Annotated in this window: 25 protein-coding genes and 1 riboswitch; of the genes, 9 read left to right on the plus strand and 16 right to left on the minus strand. The window is 47.1% G+C overall.

Annotated features, from left to right (window positions below):
- Window positions 1-18: 18 nt before the first annotated feature.
- Window positions 19-1,221: a methionine adenosyltransferase gene (gene metK, locus NYE42_RS15130; protein WP_003152253.1), complete on the minus strand. Its 1,203-nt coding sequence runs from the start codon at window positions 1,219-1,221 to the stop codon at window positions 19-21.
- A 169-nt stretch (window positions 1,222-1,390) separates the two neighbouring features.
- Window positions 1,391-1,530: riboswitch (SAM riboswitch) on the minus strand.
- Window positions 1,531-1,727: 197 nt separating this feature from the next.
- Between metK and pckA the strand changes: the two genes are divergently transcribed.
- Window positions 1,728-3,311, plus strand: a complete 1,584-nt coding sequence (gene pckA / locus NYE42_RS15135) for a phosphoenolpyruvate carboxykinase (ATP) (protein ID WP_352426567.1) — start codon at window positions 1,728-1,730, stop codon at window positions 3,309-3,311.
- A 42-nt stretch (window positions 3,312-3,353) separates the two neighbouring features.
- Here pckA and NYE42_RS15140 read toward each other — a convergent pair whose 3' ends face one another.
- The gene (locus NYE42_RS15140; RefSeq protein ID WP_003152249.1) at window positions 3,354-3,596 is read right to left on the minus strand and encodes a DUF2584 domain-containing protein; all 243 of its coding nucleotides are present in this window, start codon (window positions 3,594-3,596) and stop codon (window positions 3,354-3,356) included.
- Between the two features lie 57 nt (window positions 3,597-3,653).
- The gene (locus tag NYE42_RS15145) at window positions 3,654-4,427 is read right to left on the minus strand and encodes a prolyl oligopeptidase family serine peptidase (RefSeq protein WP_352426568.1); all 774 of its coding nucleotides are present in this window, start codon (window positions 4,425-4,427) and stop codon (window positions 3,654-3,656) included.
- A gap of 138 nt (window positions 4,428-4,565) precedes the next feature.
- Here NYE42_RS15145 and NYE42_RS15150 point away from each other — a divergent pair, with 138 nt between their 5' ends.
- From NYE42_RS15150 to NYE42_RS15160, 3 genes are read left to right on the plus strand one after another with little or no spacing between them, the layout of a single operon-like run.
- Window positions 4,566-5,570: an ABC transporter substrate-binding protein gene (locus NYE42_RS15150; protein ID WP_032871656.1), complete on the plus strand. Its 1,005-nt coding sequence runs from the start codon at window positions 4,566-4,568 to the stop codon at window positions 5,568-5,570.
- 11 nt (window positions 5,571-5,581) lie between these two features.
- A complete protein-coding gene (locus NYE42_RS15155; RefSeq protein WP_003152246.1) occupies window positions 5,582-6,364 on the plus strand; it encodes an ABC transporter ATP-binding protein in 783 nt (260 codons plus the stop codon).
- Window positions 6,339-7,151 carry an ABC transporter permease gene (locus NYE42_RS15160; protein WP_014418698.1) on the plus strand — a complete coding sequence of 271 codons (813 nt, stop codon included), beginning with the start codon at window positions 6,339-6,341 and terminating at the stop codon, window positions 7,149-7,151. Before NYE42_RS15155 ends, NYE42_RS15160 begins: the two co-directional genes overlap by 26 nt.
- A gap of 34 nt (window positions 7,152-7,185) precedes the next feature.
- On the opposite strand, the gene ytkD is transcribed toward NYE42_RS15160, so the two are convergent.
- From ytkD to NYE42_RS15175, 3 genes are all read right to left on the minus strand, one after another.
- Window positions 7,186-7,665 (minus strand): RNA deprotection pyrophosphohydrolase, encoded by a 480-nt coding sequence (ytkD, locus tag NYE42_RS15165; protein ID WP_144665063.1) that lies wholly within the window; start codon window positions 7,663-7,665, stop codon window positions 7,186-7,188.
- 132 nt (window positions 7,666-7,797) lie between these two features.
- On the minus strand, window positions 7,798-8,202 hold the full coding sequence (locus tag NYE42_RS15170) for a holin family protein (RefSeq protein ID WP_007408834.1): 405 nt from the start codon (window positions 8,200-8,202) through the stop codon (window positions 7,798-7,800).
- A gap of 152 nt (window positions 8,203-8,354) precedes the next feature.
- Window positions 8,355-8,792 (minus strand): Dps family protein, encoded by a 438-nt coding sequence (locus NYE42_RS15175; protein WP_007408835.1) that lies wholly within the window; start codon window positions 8,790-8,792, stop codon window positions 8,355-8,357.
- 124 nt (window positions 8,793-8,916) lie between these two features.
- Between NYE42_RS15175 and ytzI the strand changes: the two genes are divergently transcribed.
- Window positions 8,917-9,066, plus strand: a complete 150-nt coding sequence (gene ytzI, locus NYE42_RS15180; RefSeq protein WP_007408836.1) for a YtzI protein — start codon at window positions 8,917-8,919, stop codon at window positions 9,064-9,066.
- Here the strand turns inward: ytzI and NYE42_RS15185 are convergent.
- Together NYE42_RS15185 and NYE42_RS15190 are read right to left on the minus strand one after the other, a co-directional pair.
- Entirely contained in the window at window positions 9,063-9,506 is a 444-nt protein-coding gene (locus tag NYE42_RS15185) for a FixH family protein (RefSeq protein ID WP_020954287.1), read from the minus strand. The genes ytzI and NYE42_RS15185 overlap by 4 nt on opposite strands.
- 114 nt (window positions 9,507-9,620) lie before the next feature.
- Entirely contained in the window at window positions 9,621-10,094 is a 474-nt protein-coding gene (locus tag NYE42_RS15190; RefSeq protein WP_003152237.1) for an S-ribosylhomocysteine lyase, read from the minus strand.
- A gap of 124 nt (window positions 10,095-10,218) precedes the next feature.
- On the opposite strand from NYE42_RS15190, the gene yidD reads away from it, so the two are divergent.
- The gene (gene yidD, locus NYE42_RS15195) at window positions 10,219-10,446 is read left to right on the plus strand and encodes a membrane protein insertion efficiency factor YidD (RefSeq protein WP_007613292.1); all 228 of its coding nucleotides are present in this window, start codon (window positions 10,219-10,221) and stop codon (window positions 10,444-10,446) included.
- Here yidD and NYE42_RS15200 read toward each other — a convergent pair.
- Window positions 10,443-11,012: a carbonic anhydrase gene (locus NYE42_RS15200; protein ID WP_003152233.1), complete on the minus strand. Its 570-nt coding sequence runs from the start codon at window positions 11,010-11,012 to the stop codon at window positions 10,443-10,445. The two genes, yidD and NYE42_RS15200, sit on opposite strands and share 4 nt — an antisense overlap.
- Window positions 11,013-11,130: 118 nt before the next feature.
- A complete protein-coding gene (locus NYE42_RS15205) occupies window positions 11,131-11,379 on the minus strand; it encodes a type B 50S ribosomal protein L31 (RefSeq protein ID WP_003152229.1) in 249 nt (82 codons plus the stop codon).
- A 197-nt stretch (window positions 11,380-11,576) separates the two neighbouring features.
- Between NYE42_RS15205 and NYE42_RS15210 the strand changes: the two genes are divergently transcribed.
- From NYE42_RS15210 to NYE42_RS15220, 3 genes are read left to right on the plus strand one after another with little or no spacing between them, the layout of a single operon-like run.
- On the plus strand, window positions 11,577-12,908 hold the full coding sequence (locus tag NYE42_RS15210; RefSeq protein ID WP_227051564.1) for a cytochrome ubiquinol oxidase subunit I: 1,332 nt from the start codon (window positions 11,577-11,579) through the stop codon (window positions 12,906-12,908).
- Between the two features lie 22 nt (window positions 12,909-12,930).
- Window positions 12,931-13,971, plus strand: coding sequence for a cytochrome d ubiquinol oxidase subunit II (locus NYE42_RS15215; RefSeq protein WP_342497037.1), 1,041 nt, complete (start codon window positions 12,931-12,933; stop codon window positions 13,969-13,971).
- A gap of 57 nt (window positions 13,972-14,028) precedes the next feature.
- On the plus strand, window positions 14,029-14,187 hold the full coding sequence (locus tag NYE42_RS15220; protein ID WP_007408842.1) for a DUF1540 domain-containing protein: 159 nt from the start codon (window positions 14,029-14,031) through the stop codon (window positions 14,185-14,187).
- Window positions 14,188-14,217: 30 nt separating this feature from the next.
- Here the strand turns inward: NYE42_RS15220 and NYE42_RS15225 are convergent, their stop codons facing one another.
- From NYE42_RS15225 to NYE42_RS15250, 6 genes are all read right to left on the minus strand, one after another.
- Entirely contained in the window at window positions 14,218-15,084 is an 867-nt protein-coding gene (locus tag NYE42_RS15225; RefSeq protein WP_144665064.1) for a metal ABC transporter permease, read from the minus strand.
- The gene (locus NYE42_RS15230; RefSeq protein ID WP_352426569.1) at window positions 15,074-16,360 is read right to left on the minus strand and encodes an iron chelate uptake ABC transporter family permease subunit; all 1,287 of its coding nucleotides are present in this window, start codon (window positions 16,358-16,360) and stop codon (window positions 15,074-15,076) included. The genes NYE42_RS15225 and NYE42_RS15230 overlap by 11 nt, the downstream gene beginning before the upstream one ends.
- Window positions 16,360-17,112, minus strand: a complete 753-nt coding sequence (locus NYE42_RS15235) for a metal ABC transporter ATP-binding protein (RefSeq protein WP_053284962.1) — start codon at window positions 17,110-17,112, stop codon at window positions 16,360-16,362. The genes NYE42_RS15230 and NYE42_RS15235 overlap by 1 nt, the downstream gene beginning before the upstream one ends.
- A gap of 20 nt (window positions 17,113-17,132) precedes the next feature.
- Entirely contained in the window at window positions 17,133-18,050 is a 918-nt protein-coding gene (locus NYE42_RS15240) for a zinc ABC transporter substrate-binding protein (RefSeq protein WP_144665066.1), read from the minus strand.
- Between the two features lie 269 nt (window positions 18,051-18,319).
- Window positions 18,320-19,435, minus strand: coding sequence for an o-succinylbenzoate synthase (gene menC / locus NYE42_RS15245; RefSeq protein WP_241457638.1), 1,116 nt, complete (start codon window positions 19,433-19,435; stop codon window positions 18,320-18,322).
- Window positions 19,432-20,895, minus strand: coding sequence for an o-succinylbenzoate--CoA ligase (locus NYE42_RS15250; RefSeq protein ID WP_352426570.1), 1,464 nt, complete (start codon window positions 20,893-20,895; stop codon window positions 19,432-19,434). Before NYE42_RS15250 ends, menC begins: the two co-directional genes overlap by 4 nt.
- Between the last annotated feature and the right edge of the window lie 77 nt (window positions 20,896-20,972).

The following is a 20,972-nucleotide window of genomic DNA, read 5'->3' on the forward strand; positions in this document are numbered from 1 at the left end:
AAGTAAGCGGCTATAAAATTATTCTCCTAGTGCTTCTTTGCGAAGCGCATCCGCCTTGTCAGTACGCTCCCAAGGAAGATCCACATCATGACGTCCGAAGTGGCCGTAAGCAGCTGTCTGCTTATAGATCGGGCGGCGCAGATCAAGCATTTTAATAATGCCGGCAGGTCTCAGGTCGAAGTTATTCCGTACGACTTCGATCAGTTTTTCTTCAGAAGCTTTTCCTGTATCAAATGTATTGATGGAAATAGAAACAGGCTGTGCCACGCCGATAGCGTATGCAAGCTGCACTTCACAAGAATCAGCAAGACCTGCTGCCACGATGTTTTTCGCTACGTATCTCGCAGCGTATGCCGCAGAACGGTCTACCTTCGTCGCATCCTTACCGGAGAATGCGCCGCCGCCGTGGCGTGCATATCCGCCGTATGTGTCAACGATGATTTTACGGCCGGTCAGACCCGCATCACCTTGAGGTCCGCCGATTACGAAACGTCCCGTAGGATTGATGAAGTATTTTGTCTCTTCATCGATCAGTTCCTCAGGCACGACAGGGTTAATGACATGCTCTTTCAGATTGCGCTGAATCTGCTCAAGCGTAATTTCCGGGTGGTGCTGAGTTGAAATAACGATCGCGTCGATGCGGACCGGCTTGTTGTTTTCATCATATTCAACGGTAACTTGCGTTTTGCCGTCAGGGCGAAGGTACGGAAGAATGTCTTCTTTGCGGACTTCGCTCAAACGGCGGGCTAATTTATGCGCTAAAGAGATCGGAAGCGGCATAAGCTCTTTCGTTTCGTTACACGCATAACCGAACATCAGGCCTTGGTCTCCCGCTCCGATTGCTTCGATTTCAGCATCGCTCATTGTGCCTTCACGCGCTTCAAGAGCCTGATCGACACCCATTGCGATATCCGCAGACTGTTCATCAATTGATGTTAAAACAGCGCAAGTCTCCGCATCAAATCCATATTTGGCGCGTGTGTAGCCGATTTCTTTAATCGTTTCACGGACTGTTTTCGGAATGTCAACGTATGTTGATGTAGTAATCTCTCCGCTTACCAGCACAAGTCCTGTCGTTACAGATGTTTCGCAGGCTACGCGCGCGTTCGGGTCATTTTTTAAAATCTCATCTAAGATACTGTCAGAAATTTGGTCACAGATTTTGTCCGGATGACCCTCAGTAACAGATTCAGATGTAAATAGTCGACGGTTTTTACTCATTCACTTTTCCTCCTGAAAAAAGATCTTTTGCAAGACCTTTTCATATGATACGGAACTCGCTCCCTCTTAATACAATGTCATACTATATCAGAGAATGTTAATTGGCATATTTTATGAAATAAAAAAACCTTTTCCACTCGAGGAAAGGGTTTGGTCTGTGTGCCTTTCACTCTTATCGCTCAAGGAAAATATTAAACCTTGCATCAGGTTAGCACCTTGGTTTCCCACAGTGTTTTCACCTGCTTTTTTACAGAGAAACCGGTTGCTGGGCTTCATCGGGCCTGTCCCTCCGCCAGCTCGGGATAAGAGTATCCGCTCAATGAAATATCTTATCGTAAAAGGGCGGAAAGTGTCAATATGAATTAAAGCGATTACGCGCCTTTATTTCGGGAAGCAATGGAAAAACACAAACAAAAAACCGCAAATAGTATAGACTATTTTCAGATATATGTTATACTAATTCCACATTCAGCGAAATACAAATAAACCGGCAAAGGAAGGTTTTTATGAAATTAGTTGATTTAACCGCAGATCTTCAAGCATTACTTGCAAGTCCGAATGTGCATCATAATTTATCGGCTCCAAAACTTACCGAAAAAGTGATCAGCCGAAATGAAGGAACGCTGACATCAACGGGCGCCGTACGCGCCACCACCGGCGCATATACAGGCCGGTCACCTAAAGATAAATTTATCGTCCGTGAACAAAGCACAGAAAATCAAATTGATTGGGGCGCGGTGAATCAGCCCATTTCTGAAGAGGCATTTGAAAAGCTGTACGCCAAAGTCGTCAGCTACTTAAAACAGCGGGATGAACTGTTTGTGTTTGAAGGATTCGCAGGAGCGGATGAAAAATACAGACTCCCGATTACGGTCGTAAATGAATTTGCGTGGCACAATTTATTCGCGCGCCAGCTGTTTATCAGACCGGAGACGGATGAAAGAGACAGGCAAGCGCAGCCTTTCACCATTCTCTCAGCTCCGCATTTTAAAGCAGATCCCGAGACAGACGGCACGCATTCGGAAACATTTATCATTGTCTCTTTCGAAAAGCGCGTCATTTTAATCGGCGGCACCGAATACGCCGGAGAAATGAAAAAATCAATATTCTCCATTATGAACTTCCTGCTTCCGCAGCAGGATATACTGCCGATGCACTGCTCAGCCAATGTCGGTGAAAAAGGCGATGTCGCCCTGTTTTTCGGCCTTTCCGGCACAGGGAAAACGACGCTTTCAGCCGATGCGGACCGCAAACTGATCGGCGATGACGAGCACGGCTGGTCAGATTCCGGCGTTTTCAACATTGAAGGCGGATGTTACGCTAAATGTATCAATCTGAGCGAGGAAAAAGAACCGCAGATTTTTCGTGCGATCCGCTTCGGGTCTGTTCTTGAGAATGTCGTGCTTGATGAAAAAACGGGTGAAGCGGATTACGACAATTCCTTCTACACGGAAAACACAAGAGCCGCATATCCGATTGAGATGATCGGCAATATCGTGCAGCCGAGCATTGCCGGCCATCCGCAGGCGATCGTCTTTTTAACGGCGGACGCATTCGGTGTGCTCCCTCCGATCAGCAAACTGACGAAGGAACAGGCGATGTATCACTTCTTAAGCGGGTACACCAGTAAACTCGCGGGAACCGAGCGCGGCGTGACATCTCCGCAAACGACTTTCTCGACGTGCTTCGGTTCACCGTTCCTTCCGCTTCCGGCGCATGTATATGCCGAAATGCTCGGGCATAAAATCGACGAACACGGCGTTCAAGTCTTCCTGGTCAACACAGGCTGGACCGGCGGAGGGTACGGAGTCGGAGAACGAATGAAACTTTCGTATACAAGAGCGATGGTCAAGGCCGCTATTGAAGGCAGACTGAACCAGACTGAGATGACGGCAGACAGCATTTTCGGCCTGCGCAGTCCCGTTCATGTTCCGGGCGTTCCGGATGAAGTTCTTCAGCCTGAAAACACATGGAGCGATAAACAAGCATACAACGAAAAAGCGCTGTTTTTGGCCAATGAGTTTAAAGAAAACTTTAAAAAGTTTTCCCATGCGGACTCGATTGCCAAAGCCGGCGGACCTCTCGTGTAATCAAAAAAGCCAAGGGCGTTTATGCCCTCGGCTTTTGTTTTTTCAGTTTGTCGAATGGAGCGACGTGAGTCTGTATGTAATGCTTGTCCGGCCGTTCGCCCATTCGAGCTTTTGGACCTCGCCGGTGCCGGATTTCTCGCCGGTTTTCGTTTTGCGCACGTCCATCGGAATATCAAGAGGATAGACGCGGTAGCCCTCTTTCTCCAATAAAAAGATATTTTCCTCTATCCTTTTTTCATTGCCTTTTGTCACAATCATGGTATTAAATTCAACAGGCATTCCCAAAATGAAAATCCCCTTTCATTCTCTTATTCTTTATTATCATATCATAAATCAGGCATCTTACCGTGTCTTCATCCATTCCGCCAGCCGCCGGACAATGCGTCTGTTTTCCTGCGGCGGAAAATAATGCGTAAAACCGCTGTAATACCAAGTTTCCACCGGTTTCCCCGCCTCTTTCAGCTTGTCCTCGATCATTCGGGCGTGTTCGATCGAAACATTCTCATCATTCTCTCCATGGATGAGCAGCACAGGGGCCTGAATGCGGTCTGCTTTTTCAAACGGCGAACGCCATCTGTATTCATCCGGCACCTTTTTCGGCGTGCCCCCGATCACCCGCTTCATCATCCGCCGCATATCCTTCCGCTCTTCATAAGTAAGCACCATATCGCTCACACCGCCCCATGATACGAGCGAAGCCGCTTGACGCCCCATTTCAATCGCGCTCAAAAGCCCCATGATACCGCCCCGGGAAAAACCGAAAATATGCACCCGCCCTTCCCTGACGTTCGGATGCTCCCGAAGCAGGCGGAAAGCGGAGAACGCGTCCTCTCTGTCCTCTCCCGCAAAATCTTCATTTCCCTCGCCGCCCTGGTTGCCTCTGTAATAAGGCGCAAACACGACAAAACCCTGGGAAGCGAATTGAACGATTCTTCCGGGGCGTACCATGCCGACATTTTTTATGCCGCCGCGCAAATATAAAAAACCGTCATATGTTCCCGGCGACGCAGGCTCGGCAAGGAGCCCCTTTACCTTCAGCCCTTCTGACTCATAGCATACCTCAAAGAGGCGGATATGCGGACTCGGAGACGGGAACCTTTTCTTTTCTGCCAGCAAAACAATGGCCTCCTTATATCATCAGTTTTTTTATTCTTTCCCAACGTGAATATGGGCACTCACACATTTTTTATACCCATCATACGATATGTAAAGCAGAAAAGGTTATTTTAACGCTTAAAACAAGGAGGTTACACCGTGAACAAATGGCTCAAAACGGGCTGTGTTTTTGTCATATGCGCCTTTTTCCTGCTCATTCTTCCGGCTTGCAGACAGGAAGAAAGTCTGACAAAGGTAAAGGTGGCGGAAGTCACACACTCCATCTTCTATACGCCTCTGTATGTCGCTGAAGCAAAAGGTTTCTTTAAAAAAGAAGGGCTCCAAGTGTCACTTCAAACAACATGGGGCGGAGACAAAACAATGACATCGCTTTTGTCAAACGGGTCTGATATCGCGCTGGTCGGTTCTGAAACATCCATTTACGTGGAGGCGCAGGGAGCAAAAGATCCGGTCATCAACTTCGCGCAGCTGACACAGACGGACGGCACATTTCTCGTGTCGCGGAAGGATGAGAAATCATTCAAATGGAGCGATTTAAAAGGAAAAACATTTCTCGGCCAGCGAAAAGGCGGCATGCCCCAAATGGCCGGTGAGTACGTCCTGAAAAAGAATCACATAGAGCCGAAAAAAGACATTAACCTCGTTCAAAACATTGATTTCGCCAATATTTCCAACGCATTCGCATCCGGAACGGGTGATTATGTGCAGCTGTTTGAACCGACGGCATCCCAATTTGAAAAAGAAGGCATCGGCCATATCGTCGCATCCTTCGGAGAAGCTTCCGGCCAAATGCCATACACAACCTTTATGGCAAAAGAAAGTTATTTGAAAACCAATGAAAAGACGGCGGAAAAATTCACCCGCGCCATCTATCGCGCCCAGCAATGGGTGGAAAGCCATCCGGCCAAAGACATCGCAAAAACGATTCAGAAGGAATTTGCCGATACCGATCCGGCCATTATCGAAACATCAATAGAGCGATATAAAAAACAAAAGTCATTCTCTGCAGACCCAGTTCTGCAAAAGGATGAATGGGAACAGCTTCAATCTATTATGGATGAAGCCGGAGAGCTCCCGAAACACATTCCGTACAGCAAACTCGTCAACACAAAAATCGCCAAAAAAGTCACCTCAGAACAATAGGAGGAACATGAATGTCTTTTTTACATGTGGATCATGTAACACATACTTATTTCTCGCTGAAAGAAAAGACAACCGCCGTGAAAGATATACATTTTCAGATTGAAAAAGGGGATTTCATCTCCTTTCTCGGACCGAGCGGATGCGGAAAAACAACACTCCTGTCCATTCTGGCCGGCCTTATTACTCCTGCGCAAGGCCGGGTGCTGATTGAAGGAAGTGTGCCGAACCATAAAGAACACCAAATCGGTTATATGCTTCAGCAGGATTATTTATTTCCTTGGAAATCAATTGAGGAAAATGTGCTGCTCGGTTTACACATTTCAAAAACATTAACAGAAGAAAAAAGAGCTGAAGTTCTCAGCCTTCTGCCTAAGCTCGGATTAATCGGCGTTGAAAAGAAATACCCGAAAGAGCTGTCAGGCGGGATGCGGCAGCGGGCGGCACTTGCCAGAACTCTTGCGCCGGACCCGGGACTGCTGCTCCTTGATGAACCGTTTTCCGCGCTGGACTTTCAAACGAAGCTTTCCTTGGAAAACCTTGTCTTCAGAACATTAAAGGATTTTCAAAAAACCGCCGTGCTCGTCACCCACGATATCGGTGAAGCCATCGCCATGAGCGATACGATCTATTTATTTTCGAATCAGCCGGGCACCATCCACCAAATATTCACCGTGCCTAAGGAGCTCGCGGCTTTAGATCCGTTTGACGCGCGTCAGGATCCGGCCTTTCAGCCGCTGTTTCAAACCATATGGAAGGAGCTGAATTCCCTTGAAAAACAGCAGCGGCACGATTGAACAGCTTCATCAGCAGTTTAAGAAAAGACACCAAAAAGAAAAGCTCCGGATCCGTGCGTATCAGGCCGCCATTTTTATCGTATTTTTTGCCGGATGGGAAATATCGAGCAGGGCGGGCTGGATCGATCCGTTAATCTTCAGCTCACCCTCCGCCGTTTGCAGGCTTTTAGTTGAAAAGATTGCGGACGGATCCCTTGCGGCGCACATCGGCGTAACCTTAGGAGAAACCGTTCTCGGCTTTTTGCTCGGCACGCTCCTCGGCACATGCCTCGCCGCTCTGTTATGGTGGTCAAACAGGCTCGCCCGGGTTTTAGACCCGTACCTCGTCATTTTAAACGCGATGCCGAAGGTCGCACTCGGACCGATTCTCATCGTGGCACTCGGACCGAATTTCACAAGCATTGTCGCCATGGGAGCAGTCATCAGTGTCATTATCACGACAATCGTCGTCTTTACGGCTTTTCAGGAAGTGGATGAAAACTATATTAAGGTGATGAAAACCTTCGGAGCGAAAAGAAGCATCATGTTTAAAGAAGTCATTCTGCCGGCATGCGCTCCCGCGATTATTTCCGCGCTTAAAGTGAACGTCGGTTTATCCTGGGTCGGTGTCATCGTCGGCGAGTTTCTCGTTTCCGAAAAAGGTCTGGGCTACATGATCATTTACGGATTCCAGGTCTTCAATTTCACTCTTGTGTTCTTAAGCCTTCTGATCATCGCAATTTTTGCGACATTGATGTATCAGGGAGTCGAACTGTTAGAAAGAAAATGGACGAAAGGAAAAATTTAAAAAAGACCCGTGCGTAAACGCCGGGTCTTCGTTTTTATGATTGAAATACGCCGTCCTCTTTCAGCTTTTTCAGACTGATCGGAAGCACCGAATCTTTCATAATGAAACTGAATCTTTTATTTCGCGGGAGATTCTCCGGCAGTTCGCTGAACAGCACCGGCCCCTTTGTTTCAAAATAGTCAGCCTGTTGTTCAAGCTTTTCAATATCGGCAAAATAAATATTCTTCACGATTACCTTTTCCCTGCCGAGAACTTTATACTGTCCGACGTACTTCAGATGTCTTACCGCGGCGCCGGTTTCTTCTTTCACCTCGCGCAGGGCCGCTTCCTCCGCACATTCCATCGGCTCCACTTTTCCGCCCGGAAATTCAAACCCCCGGTCTTCGTGCTCAGTCAAAAGCCACTTATCTCCATATCGGCATATGACCCACACGTGCTTCGGGCTGTCTGAAAAAGGCTGGTGCTCAAAGGAGAGCTGAACAGTGTTCTGATAATAGTCTTTAAACTCGTACATGTTTATCCCTCTAATCCGTTCCTTCATATCTTCCATACATCATACCACAGTTGCGTTTGTTCGGAAGCCCTTTATCAAAAATTCAGAGGAAAACCATCATACCCGCTAGTATAGCCTCCTTTGAAGCAAATGTTACGGTTTGCGCTTGAATTTATTTTTCAAAGTATCCAATAGGTCGACGAGCACCTGCGGAACCGGTATGCCCAGCGAGCTTGCCGTAATCACGATCTGAACCGATTCGTATAAGATATAAAACATGATAGCCAAATTACGGATGGCGCCTTCGGTATGAAGCAGCTGGTCAAAAAAATGGCAAACTGAGACTAATGCCAGGGTCACGATTTTTTTGACCAGCCGCGCAAAAAGCTTTCTTGCGCTCAGCTGCTGCAAAAGAGATTCTTTTAAGCTTGTACTGATAAACTCAATCGCCATGACCGATAGCAAAATCAGAAACGAATACTGAAAACCTCCGAAGAAAAAACCCGCTGCCGACACGATCACTGCAAAAAACGAAAAGATGCCAAAGTCTTTGCCCACTTGATCCAACATCCTTTCACAGAAACGGCCTTACATTATTCTATGAAAAGTGAATGGAACGGACTGGATTTTTCAGAAAAATGGACAACACCTCTCTTCGGCAGCCAAATAAAAGACCGAGTGCTTTATAGCCCCGGTCTTCCCTTGTTGATTTATCCTAAATACGCTTTCAGCATCCAGTTATGTTTTTCGATATTCTGGTGAATGGCAAGCAGCATATCACCGGTCGTTTCGTCTCCTACCTCATCTGCGAGATCCATGCCGCTTTTCAGCTCTTCCGCAATGACAGTGAAATCATCATAAATGTTCTGTACCATTTGTTCTGCGCTCTCATTGCCTTCCGCTTCTTTTACAGACGCTGTCTTCAATGATTCCGTCATTGTGCCGATCGGCTTGCCGTTTAATGCCAGCAGACGTTCTGCCAGATCATCAATATATGTAGCCGTTTCGTTATACAGCTCCTCGAACTTTTCATGCAATGTGAAAAAGTCCTTCCCTTTGACGTACCAATGATAGTTATGTAATTTCACATACATGACCGTCCAGTTTGCAACTTGCTTATTGACTGCATCCAATAGTTTTTCTGACATGCCTATCTTCCTCCTTTGGTTTACTATTGATATACCCTATATATCGTGTGTTAAAACATAAATTTTTAGCCCTTGATTTTACGAATGGAAAATATGTTATGATTTGTTAAAAAGGAGGGATTTCATGCTGCTTCTTCTGAGCTTCGGCTTTCTTATCGTGCTCGCCGTGCTGCTTTTATCCATCTGGTCGACTGTAAGAGCTTATAATGTAAAACATACGATTGACCCGCCGGAGGACGCATCAAAAGGCTTGACGGATAAAAAAAATCCTTAATGATGATGCGTCTGTTCCTCATGGCCGGAGGAATCATCGGCAGCTTCAGCACCCCCGACACGCACTTTTACAGTCGGCATATTATGCTGCTGTTTTGCCGTTACGTGGGATTGAACGGTATACACACCCTCTTCATCAAATTCAGTCCGCAGGTGATACGCCCCTTTTTCCTCCTTGGCCTTGCTTGTTTTGCTGCTGCCTTTTTTTCCTTCTTTCCATACTTCAAACATGACTTCATCCGCATCCGTGACACGCTTGCCGCCGTAAAAAACTTCCGCCTTGTATTCCGCTTTTTCATGCGGTGCAGTCGTTTCCGGTCCTGTAAGCTTGACCTCAAGCGCTTTAGGCTCTTCATCCGCGGAGGTTTTGTCCGAATTGCCCCCGCAGGAAGATAATAGAAATACCATACCGCACATACCTGCCAATACAGCCCGTTTCATCCCATCACTCCTTTATGTTTGCTTCTATTTTAGCAAACGCTTACACATAAGGTGTGACATTTTTTAGAAATATGTAAAAAAGCCTTTTTGCATGTCAGCAAAAAGGCCTGTTTTTTATCCGAACACTTTCAGCAAATCTTCTTTATCTTGTGACAGCCAGAAACGCATCAGGCGTTTCGCGCCTTCTAAGTCATGAAGTTTCGCCTGGCCGCACTGTTTTTCGTTGGCCGCCGGAATCTCCGTAATATCGATGGCTTCTTTCAGCGTAGCGTCAAGCAGGTCTACAATTTCTTCCGCTGTCGGCTCGCCGCTGACAACAAGATAATAGCCTGTCTGGCAGCCCATCGGTGAGATATCTATGATGTCGAAGTGATCGTATTTCTCAGAATGTGTGCGAATCGTAAACGCAAGCAAGTGCTCAAGCGTATGAATCGTATCCGGCTTCATCGCCTGTTTGTTCGGCTGGCAGAAGCGAATGTCAAACTTATTCACGACGCCGTCTGTTCCGACTTTATGCACTCCGCAATGTCTTACATACGGAGCCACAACCGCATTATGGTCAAGCTCAAAACTTTCTACTGAAGGCATAATGGCACTCCCTTTTTTTCAGAATATGCATCCATTATAACACAGTTTTCCGATAAGAATTGTGGCGGAAGCTTTTCAATCTGAAATTTTTTTTCTATACTAGCATCAGAAAGGTGGTTTTTTGATGAAAACCATAATGATTGCTTTAATCCGCGGATACCAGAAGTTCATCTCTCCGCTGACGCCGCCGTCATGCCGCTTTTATCCGACGTGTTCGCAGTACGGAATCGAAGCCGTCAAGACTCACGGCGCATTAAAAGGCGGATGGCTGACACTGAAGCGGATTTTAAAGTGCCACCCTTTTCATCCGGGCGGTGTTGATCCCGTACCGGACAAAAAAGAAAAACATTAGTCCATATGCTGGTAGCCGTCGATCACCAGATCAAGTTTACCGGTTTCAGGATCAATCACCAGACCGTGCACCGGCACATTGTCAGGGAATAGCGGATGGTGTTTAATGACGTTTACGCTGTCTGTAACACTCGCTTCTACTGAATCAAAGCTTTTCAGCCATTGATCAAGATCAACTCCTGAGTGCTTCAGCATGTCAATCCGCTCTTTCGGAATACCGCGGTCGATAATTTTATCGAGCATATCCTCGCTGTTGATTTTGCTCATGCCGCAATCATGGTGGCCGATAACGCAGACTTCATCGGCGTTTAATTCGTATACGGCCACTAAAAGGCTGCGCATGATACTTCCGAACGGGTGGGCGACAAGCGCGCCGGCACTTTTAATAATTTTCACATCGCCGTTTCGCATGTTCATCGCATGCGGAAGCAATTCTACAAGACGTGTGTCCATACAGGACAAAATCGCCATTTTTTTATCCGGGAATTTAGATGTTTGGTATTTTTCATAATCTTTGTTTTTAGTGAACTGCTCATTAAATTGCATGATATCGTTTAGAAGACTCATCTTGGTGTTTCCTTTCTGCTTTTTTATTCACAATATAACATAAGACGGGTCATTTCGTCACTCCCCGCACGAGATGACAAAGTGCTCAATAAATAAGACAAACCCCATTGGGCTTGTCTTATTTCCCCATATTGTATTTTTTGTTGAACTGTTCGACTCTCCCGCCTTTTTCGTTGAATTTTTGGCGGCCTGTATAAAACGGATGCGTATCTGAGCTGACCTCTACTTTAATCAGCGGGTATGTCTTTCCGTCTTCCCACTCTGCCGTTTCCTCTGACGTTTTCGTAGAATGGCTTAAAAAGCGATAGCCGCTGTTCACATCTTGAAAAATCACTTGATGGTTATCCGGATGAATATCTTTTTTCATGCTGATCTCCCTTTCTCAAATCGTAATAATTACGTTTTATTTTAAACCTTAAATACCCGCTTGTCAATCATATATGCCCTGATCCCTTGGTTTCTAAACCCTGCACATATATGGAATCGGAAGAATAATCTAATCGCTTCAGCAAATAATATAACCACATTACATAAAACGGTAATTTAGAAAGGCGGTTTATGATCGTGGATGATTTAGTATTAGCCAGAAGCCTGTTCGGGACAACCATGGGCTTTCATATTATTTTTGCGACGCTTGGTGTCGGCTTGCCTCTGATGATTTTAATGGCTGAATTGATTTATCAAAAAACAAAAGATCCGCATTATGCCATTATGGCGAAAAGGTGGACGAAGGCGCAGGCTGTTCTGCTCGGCGTGGCGATACCGACCGGAACGATCGCGGGTACACAGCTTGCCCTTTTGTGGCCCGGATTCATGGAAGTCATCGGCAGGGTGATGTCACTCCCGTTTCAGATTGAAATTTATGCTTTCTTTATCGAAGCGCTGTTTATGTCCATTTATGTCTACGCCGCTGACCGGCTGACTCCGGCGATGCGTATCATTGCCGTTATTTTCGTTTTGATCGGCGCCGCGGCATCCGCCGTCTTAATCACAAATGTTCACGCATTTGAAGGAACGCCGGCCGGCTTTAAAATTTCAAACGGCAAAATCACTGACGTCGAACCTTGGGCAGCGTTTTTTAATCCAAGCTTTTTCACCACCGCGGGCCATGTCGTTCTGACGGCTTTCATGACCGGGGCATTTATCGTTGCGTCAGTTGCGGCTTATAAAATGCTGAGAACGAGAAAACAGGAGCAGGTATACCGCTTTCACCGAAAAGCGCTGCTGCTCGCCTTAACGATCGGCGGAATCTTTTCCATTCTTGCCTCTTTAAACGGTCACGAGTCAGCCCAGCTTCTTTACGAATACCAGCCTGAGAAGCTTGCGGGCGCAGAAGGGCTCTTTGAAACTAGATCACACGCTCCGCTTGCGATCGGGGGTTTTACTGATGCAAAAGAAGAAAAAGTAAAATGGGCGATAGAGGTGCCGTGGGCTTTAAGCTTTTTGGCCGCAAACAGCTTTGATACCGTCGTCAAAGGATTGAACGCGTTTCCGAAAGACGAGTGGCCGCCTTTATTCATCCATACACTGTTTAACGGAATGGTCGGCATCGGAATGCTGCTCATTTTGTACTCAATCATCGGCATCGTGTGGAGAAAAATTTTAAAGAAAGACAGCTTTCCGACTTGGCTTTTGATTTTATTTTTAACCGCAGGACCGCTCAGTCTGATCGGAATTGAATTCGGGTGGATATTCGCTTGTACGGGGCGGCAGCCATGGGTGATTTACCATCTCTTGAAAACGTCTGATGTCGTCACGACAACCGGTTCAATCGGTTTGCTGTTCATCCTGTTTACGGTCGTTTACGCCATTTTGGCAGCCGCAGTCATTTATGTGCTGCTTTATTATTTCCGCAAACATCCCGTTGAGGAGGATGTAAAAGCGGCGGAATCCTAACTATAGAAAGGGCTGAATTAAAATGGACATTACCATGGATGCTCTCATTGCGATATCAATCGTATGGGGCTTCGTGTTTATCTACGCGGTCATGGCAACGATGGACTTCGGAGCCGGCTTTTGGTCGATGATTTATTTAAATAAAGAACAAACAAAGGCGACAAACATCGCCAACCGTTATTTGTCCCCGACATGGGAAGTGACCAACGTCTTTATCGTCGCAATCGTTGTCGCCCTATTCAGCTTCTTTCCAGGGGCAACCTTCGTGCTGGGAACCGTTTTATTGATCCCGGGGAGTCTTATTTTGCTGCTTTTAGCCATCCGCAGCGGCTTTCTCGTCTTCTCCAATACGGCGAAGGAAAGAAAAATCATGAGATATATCTCCGGAATTTCGGGCTTCATTATTCCCGCTGTGCTGATTTTGGTCCTTCCGGTCACACACGGAGGATTTATTGAGAAGACGGGCGGAGTGTATCAACTGAATTTGGCAAATGTCTTTACAAGCCTTAATGCGTATGCGTTTATCGGCTTTGCCATTTTAAGCACTTTATTTTTATCTTCACTGCTTCTGGCCGATTTTTCAAATGTTGCGGAAGAGGAGCATGCGTACCGCATCTACAGACGGAGTTCTTTACTAACAGGGCCGCTTTCGCTTCTATTTGCCTTCTTCATTATGCTGACATTACGCAACGAAGCCGGCTGGCTGTATACGGGGATGATGAAAGACAAGACATGGCTTATCCTGTCTGTTATCATGTTTTTCATTGCCGGCGCGGCCCTGTTTTTGCCGAATAAACGCTTCGGCCGCAACCTCGGCAAACCAAGAATCGCCATGATCGCCATTGCGCTTCAATACTTTCTGGCAAGCTATGCATACGGACGGGCGCATCTTCCTTATATGATTTATCCTGATATTACGGTCATGTCAGGATTTACGGAGCCGGCCACCTTCAGGGCGCTGTTTATGACGTATATCGTCGCTTTCATCATTTTGTTTCCCGGGTTTTATTTCTTCTGGAAGCTCTTTATGAAAGACAGACGTTATATCCGCCAGGAGGAATAACAAAAATCAGGGCGGCTCATACTAATGGCGTACCTTTTATCTTGGAGGGGAGCCAGCATGGACCAAAAAATTCTGTGTGAAGTCAATAACTGTTCATATTGGGGCAGAGGAAACAAATGCACGGCCGACGCGATTTATGTGGTCAGCCATACAGGCGAAACCGCTGAAAAAAGTGAAGAAACGGATTGCAAAACCTTTAAACCGCATGATTTATAAAAGAAAAGAGCTGTTTTATACAGCTCTTTTTCATTTCCGCGCCGCAAGCCTTTTTGAAATCAGCCCCTGAGCCGGGGAAAACAGAAAGGCCAGCAGAAAAAACACGCCGGTCATCGCAGCCATCGCACCTGAAATTGACACGTTGAGCCATGTGGCGGCCCCATATCCCAATACGGCTGACACCCCGCCGATACCCGCGCTGATGAAAAGCATGGAAGAAAGACGGTTTGTCAGTAAATAGGCGGCTGCAGGCGGTACAATCAGCATCGCAACGACTAAAACCGCTCCCACTGAATCAAAAGAAGCAACCGTCGTAAGCGACAGCATACCCATCTGCACATAATGAATGACCAGGACAGGAATGCCGATGGCTATCGCCATTTCCGGGTCAAAGGCGGCGATTTTAAATTCTTTATAGCAGCAGACAATCAGCAGCACATTGATGATGAGCACAGATAAAATCATCCAAAACGCTTTAGGGCCGATATCGAAGCCGAACAGCTGAGCTGTATTCCACGGAACGAAAGCAATTTCTCCCATAAGCGAATGTTCTATATCAAGATGTACATGTTTGCCGTATACAGACAGCAGAATGACGCCGACCGCAAACAATGACGTAAAGACGACACCGATAGCCGCGTCAGACTGAACGCCTTTACTGTGCAGAAACTGTACGAAAAAAGCCGTCAGCAGCCCAGATGCCGCAGCTCCGATAAACATCGGAATTCCGTTAAGGGCTCCCGTCACAAGGAAAGCGCCGACAATTCCGAGCAGCACCGTGTGGCTGATCGCGTCAGCAAGCATCGCCATGTTTCTCAGCACAAGAAAAGTGCCGATTAACGCGCAGCTCACCCCGACTAAGATTCCCGTTGCGATAATCCACGCTTCATAACTCATTGTAAGCGCCTCCTTTCTCCTTTTGAAGTGATTGGTTCGGCATTCGCCCGTGCAATCGTAAAAGCTGCAAAAGCTTTTCTTTCAGTTCTTTCGGCAGAAGATCCGGATGAAACTCGTCCCTGGCGGCCGTTTCTATACCGGCCAGTTCTGTTTCATGCATGAGGTAAACTTCATACATGCGCTGTGATAAGACAATTTCGTATCCCTTCGTCAGCCCTGCGTCCGTCATCCGCCATTGTTCGGCTCCGCTGTGCTTGAGGTATCCCTTTTTCTCCAGTTTCCTGATAGGGCGCTCCCACTCTTTTTTCAACATCTGCCCGGTGACTGAGGTTTCATTCGTTTGTTCGCTCATCTCGTAAATAGCTGAGAGCGTTTGTTCAAAAGCGGTCTTTTTTCTCAGCCGGAAAAGTTTAACCGTCTTTGACACCAGCCCGCGGCCCGGAGCGAATAATAGAGAAAACAGAAAAACGGAAGCCGCGCTTAAAATAATTAACGGCCCGGTCGCCATACCGTCCGTCGTCGTACTTAAAAGTGTTCCCGCCACACCGGATAACCCGCCGATTAATCCGGACAGCACGATCATGACCGTTAAACGCTCCGTCCAATACCTTGCGGCGATCGCCGGCGTAATAAGCATGGCCGCCATTAAGATGACACCGACCGTCTGCAGCCCGATCACAACCGCACAAACAATTAAAAAAACCAGCAGTCCGTTCAGAAACCTGACAGGCAGTCCCGCCCCTTTCGCAAATGCCATATCAAATGTGATCAATTTAAATTCCTTAAAAAAGACGGCGCACAACAAAAGCAGCACGGCAGAAATGACTCCGATGATGACAATGTCCTGTTTAACGAGTGACGCCGCCTGACCGAATAAAAAAGAATCAAGCCCGCTTTGGCTTCCGGAACCGAGTCTTTGAATATAGGTCAGAAGAATAATGCCGATCCCGAAAAACACGGACAATACGATGCCGATCGCAGAATCCTCCTTCGTTTTTGAGTGCTCCGTGATGTTCTGGATGCACCAAGTCCCCGCAAGCCCCGCGGCAGCCGCTCCGATCAAGAAGAACAGCATCGTCTTTTCTCCGGCAATGAGAAACGCAAGACATACTCCGGGCAAAGCCGAATGAGCCATGGCGTCGCCGATCAGACTCTGCCTCCTGAGAAGCACAAAGCTTCCCAACACGCCGCTTGCCATGCCGAGAAGCAAAGTTCCCGCCAACACCCATTGGGTATTCGGTTCCTGAAGCTGAAGCCATATATGATGCAGCGCCATCAGCCCGTTCCCCCTTCGGCCAGGAGGTGATCTTTCAAAAATGCCAGCCTTCCTCCGTACGTTTTTTGTAAATTTTCGATTGTAAACACGTGTTCAGTCGGTCCGAAAGCAATCTTTCTCATGTTCAGCAGCAGCATCCAATCAAAATACTCCTTTGCCGTCTGCAGGTCATGATGGACGACGAGCACGGTTTTTCCTTTTTGTTTTAATTCCGTCAACAGCGTGATAATCGCCCGCTCCGTAGCGGCGTCAACTCCCACAAACGGTTCATCCATAAAGTATATATCCGCATCCTGACATAAAGCCCGGGCCAGAAAAACCCGCTGCTGCTGGCCTCCTGAAAGCTGGCTGATCTGCCTTTTGGCATATTCAAGCATACCGACCTTATCCAAACAGGTTTCAGCAAAATCAATATCACGTTTTTTCGGACGCCTGCACCAGCCGATATGCCCATATCTTCCCATTAAAACGACATCCAGAGCGCTTGTCGGAAAATCCCAATCCACAGAACCGCGCTGCGGAACATAGCCGATCCTCTTCCGCTCCTTTTCTGATGATTTCCCATAAATAGAGACCGTTCCGGAGGCGCTTGGCGTTAATCCTAAAACAGCTTTTATCAACGTTGATTTTCCGGCTCCGTTCGGCCCGATAATCCCGATCAGTTTTCCTTCCGGCACCTGCATGGTGACGTTCTGCAGGACCGGTTTTTTGTGATAGGCTACCGTCACATTTTCAATGCTGACAGGATACACGTCATTCTCTCCCTTCCTGTTTATTTTAATGAGCTGACAATCGTATCTATGTTATGGGCGAACATACCGGCGTACGTGCCCTCTTTTGTCCCCTTTTCGCCCATGGCATCTGAATACAGCCAGCCGCCGACCGAAACATCATGACCTTTTTCTTTGGCGCCCTCAACAACCGCGTTTATTGACTTTTTCGATACGCTGCTTTCCGTAAACACAGCTTTAATTTCCTTATCCGCAAGCAGACTGACAAGTTTTTGAACATCTTTCAGTCCGTAATCAGAGTCCGTGCTCAGCCCTTGAAGTCCTCTGACCTCAAATCCGTATTCCTTGCCAAAATACGCAAAGGCATCATGTGCCGTAACTAGTACACGGCTTTTTTCGGGAATTGTCCCGATTTTTTCTCTCGATTTTTTATCTAAAGATTTCAAATTCTCTTTATACTCTTGAGCGTTTTTGGTAAAGTCGTCTGCATATTCGGGTTTTGCTTTTTTTAATTGCGCTTCGATTTCGTCAACGGCATACAGCCATAACGGAATGCTGAACCATACATGCGGATCATACATATTCTCACCCGCTGGAATCAATTTCTCCTTCGGTATTGATTCAACCACTGCTGCGGACGGCTTTTGCCTGCTGATTTTCGTTAACATATGCTCCATTTTCCCCTCTAAGTGAAGTCCGCTGTATAAAACAACATCCGCCTCCGTTAATTTTTTCGTATCTCCTTGTGATGCTTTATAAAGATGCGGATCGACTCCAGGCCCCATCAGTGACGTCACTTCAACATGGTCTCCGCCGATATGTTCAGCGGCGTCAGCCACCTGAGAAGTGGTAGCCGTAATCGTGAGCTTTCCTTTTTGTCCGCCTGAAGATTCAGAGCTGCATGAAGACAATGCAAAACAAACCATCAGCACAGACGCCATTACACTGCTTTTTTTCATATCCGTCCCCTTTCCTTTGTCCCGTTCTCTTTTAAATGTGATGTTGATGTCAGTCTTATGACAATTCTTTATATTTAAGAACAAATGATTGATACAGGACAAAAAGTTTCCTCTGTGCAAAATTATCGCACACACTCACATTTGTCAAGTGTCCGCTCATTAAAAAAACCGGCTGATACAGCCGGTTCAAACGGGGGAAGGGGTGATGATGAACAGTTTCAATATAACAGCAGCATACAGGCAGCTCAACTCGCTGAAATGTCTTTTTATCAGTTGTTTGTCGTAAAAACGTCCATTTGGGTGACGTATTTTCTCATTATTTCCTGATTGACTTCGACACCCAGTCCGGGACCGTCCGGAACAGAGATGAACCCTTCTTCGATACGGATGTCGGGAGTGACAATATCCTCCTCCCAGTATCGGTCTGATGAGGAAATATCACCCGGTATCGTAAATTGCGGCAGCGAAGCAAGCGCGACTGTCTGCGCTCTCGAAATGCCGGTTTCAAACATTCCGCCGCACCAAACCGGCATGTGATGCTCTCTGCATAAGTCATGTATTTTTAAAGCCTCTGTCAGGCCTCCTATACGCGCCGGTTTTATGTTAATGATTTTACAGCTCCCAAGCTCAATCGCCCGCCTTGCGTCATCATATGAGCATATGCTTTCATCAAGGCATACCGCGGTTCTTAAATGTTTCTGCAGGTGGCGGTGATCGACAATATCATCTGCCTGAAGCGGCTGTTCTATCATCATGAGCTGGAATTCATCCAACTCTTTCAGCCTGCTGATGTCTTTCAGTTCATATGCCGAGTTGGCATCCGCCATCAGCGGTACGTTCGGAAAACGGCTGCGGATGGATCTGACCAGATCAACGTCATGGCCGGGCTGAATTTTTATTTTTATACGTTGATAACCTTCTTTTACGTATTGCTCAATTTCCCGAAGCATCTCATCAGCCGAAGCCAGACCCACCGCCACGCCGGCGGGCACTTTATCTCTTTTGCCCCCTAAGGCTTCTGCGAGAGATATCCCCTTTTTCTTGGCATATAGATCCCACACGGCTGATTCAAGCCCCGCTTTTGCCATGCGGTTTCCTTTGAAACGCGCGAGACTGTCAGGCACTTCTGACGGATGGAAAAACTCGCGGCCTACGACATTTGGGATGAAAAAATCTCTCAGCATATGCGCGCATGTCTGAATCGTTTCTTCTGTATACCACGGAGAAGAAAACGCCGATACCTCCCCCCAGCCGGTTCTCCCGGTTTCATCGATCGCTTCCACGATCAAAAATTTACGATCCTGCAGCGTTTCAATACTTGTTTTAAACGGTTTTTTCAGCCTCATACTTACATGATAAAGGGTGATTTTTTCAATCTTAATCATGACAATTCTCCTTTACGAAGCTCATTCAGCCGATGCCTCATCAGTTTATTGGACGCGTTCCGCGGGAGCCCGTCAACCTTGAAAAAAGCAACCGGTATTTTATATTTAGCAAGCCGCTCACGGCAAAAGGCGGTCAGCTCCTCAGAACTGACAGAAGAAGTCAGTACGAGAAAAGCATGCGGCACTTTCCCCCATTTCGGATCTTCGGCTCCCGAAACACCGGCCTCCGCTACAGCCGGATGGGCAAGCAGCGCCGCTTCCACTTCTGCCGGGTAGATGTTTTCTCCGCCTGAAATAATGAGGTCCGACCGCCTGTCCAGCACGTATAAAAACCCTTCATCATCCAAATAGCCAAGATCGCCCGTTTTAAACCATCCATTATGAAAAGCGGCCTGGTTCGCGTCGTCACGATGATAATACCCTTTCATTACATTCGGGCCTTTCACCGTAATTTCACCGTGTTCAAACGGCGCACAAGGGTTTCCGTCTTTTTCAATTCTAATTTCGCATGAAAACAGCGGTTTACCGGCCGAGCCGAGCTTGTCCATGCTGAATTCCGGAGAAAGCGTGACAATCTGTGAGCAGGTTTCAGTCAAGCCGTAAGATTGGAATACCGGAAATTGTTTCCTGCGGCATTCTTCAAGGAGCGGCAGCGGTGCCGGACCCCCGCCAAGCAGAATGCAGCGCAGTGATTCAGGACATTGTTCAGTTTCCGCAAGCAGGCCCGAAAGCATGGTCTGCACCGCTGAAATGATCGTGACCTGATGGGAGCTGATGCTGTCCAGCACATCAGTGACAGAAAATTTTTGATGAAGCACGACAGGCATGCCGTAAATGACCGACTTAAACAGCGCAGACAGACCGCTGATATGAAACAGCGGCAGCGCAATAAGCCAGCGGTCCCGCTCCGTGACCCCCAGATTCAGCGCAGACGATACAGCACTGGAATAATGATTACCGAAAGTCTGCTGCACCCCCTTCGGCCTTCCCGTTGTTCCTGACGTATACATAAGAGTCGCCGTATCATCAAGCGTTACATAAGCTTCAGGTTCAATGTCTCCCGCCTCTTCAGCCTGCAGCTCGTCCACGTCCGCTGCGGCGACCGCAGATTCATAATCTTCGCGGCAAAAACCGTCCTCCGTCAATAAAAGCTTTGCCTGTGAATCTTCGAGCTGAAACAACCGTTCCTGTTTTGAGAGCTTCGTATTCAACAGCACAGCTTCCGCCCCTAATAAAAAGCAGGCGTGAACGGCATAAACCATTTCCGGTCTGTTAGAAAGCAAAATCGCGGCCCGGTCTCCTTTTTTAAGCGAGCAGTATTTGGACAGCCGCGCGGCCATTTGTTTAGAAGCATGATATAATTCTCTGAATGTCATCTGTTTGTTTTCAAATATGAGAGCGATTCTCTCTGGTGTCAGCTGAGCCCTTTGAATGAGCCAATTCGGCTGTTCTGTCAGCATGTTATCATCTCCGAGGTAAAAGTACTGTTTTTGAAAAGAAAACAGCTTGGACCAGAGCGGCTCAAGCTGTTTCGTAG

Origin of the sequence: Bacillus sp. FSL K6-2865 (assembly GCF_040311405.1) — a bacterium.
In the GTDB taxonomy this organism is placed as follows: domain Bacteria; phylum Bacillota; class Bacilli; order Bacillales; family Bacillaceae; genus Bacillus; species Bacillus velezensis.

Bases quoted from the DNA above. Each gene is read 5' to 3' on its own strand.
- NYE42_RS15175 (WP_007408835.1), bottom strand. From the start codon at position 8,792: ATGTCAGAAAAACTATTGGATGCAGTCAATAAGCAAGTTGCAAACTGG.
- NYE42_RS15200 (WP_003152233.1), bottom strand. From the start codon at position 11,012: ATGAGTCTTCTAAACGATATCATGCAATTTAATGAGCAGTTCACTAAA.
- NYE42_RS15155 (WP_003152246.1), top strand. From the start codon at position 5,582: ATGTCTTTTTTACATGTGGATCATGTAACACATACTTATTTCTCGCTG.
- NYE42_RS15240 (WP_144665066.1), bottom strand. From the start codon at position 18,050: ATGAAAAAAAGCAGTGTAATGGCGTCTGTGCTGATGGTTTGTTTTGCA.
- pckA (WP_352426567.1), top strand. From the start codon at position 1,728: ATGAAATTAGTTGATTTAACCGCAGATCTTCAAGCATTACTTGCAAGT.
- NYE42_RS15215 (WP_342497037.1), top strand. From the start codon at position 12,931: ATGGACATTACCATGGATGCTCTCATTGCGATATCAATCGTATGGGGC.
- menC (WP_241457638.1), bottom strand. From the start codon at position 19,435: ATGATTAAGATTGAAAAAATCACCCTTTATCATGTAAGTATGAGGCTG.
- NYE42_RS15220 (WP_007408842.1), top strand. From the start codon at position 14,029: ATGGACCAAAAAATTCTGTGTGAAGTCAATAACTGTTCATATTGGGGC.
- metK (WP_003152253.1), bottom strand. From the start codon at position 1,221: ATGAGTAAAAACCGTCGACTATTTACATCTGAATCTGTTACTGAGGGT.
- NYE42_RS15185 (WP_020954287.1), bottom strand. From the start codon at position 9,506: ATGAAACGGGCTGTATTGGCAGGTATGTGCGGTATGGTATTTCTATTA.
- NYE42_RS15230 (WP_352426569.1), bottom strand. From the start codon at position 16,360: ATGGCGCTGCATCATATATGGCTTCAGCTTCAGGAACCGAATACCCAA.
- NYE42_RS15250 (WP_352426570.1), bottom strand. From the start codon at position 20,895: ATGCTGACAGAACAGCCGAATTGGCTCATTCAAAGGGCTCAGCTGACA.
- NYE42_RS15190 (WP_003152237.1), bottom strand. From the start codon at position 10,094: ATGCCTTCAGTAGAAAGTTTTGAGCTTGACCATAATGCGGTTGTGGCT.
- ytkD (WP_144665063.1), bottom strand. From the start codon at position 7,665: ATGTACGAGTTTAAAGACTATTATCAGAACACTGTTCAGCTCTCCTTT.
- yidD (WP_007613292.1), top strand. From the start codon at position 10,219: ATGAAAACCATAATGATTGCTTTAATCCGCGGATACCAGAAGTTCATC.
- NYE42_RS15205 (WP_003152229.1), bottom strand. From the start codon at position 11,379: ATGAAAAAAGATATTCATCCGGATAACCATCAAGTGATTTTTCAAGAT.
- NYE42_RS15225 (WP_144665064.1), bottom strand. From the start codon at position 15,084: ATGAGTTATGAAGCGTGGATTATCGCAACGGGAATCTTAGTCGGGGTG.
- ytzI (WP_007408836.1), top strand. From the start codon at position 8,917: ATGCTGCTTCTTCTGAGCTTCGGCTTTCTTATCGTGCTCGCCGTGCTG.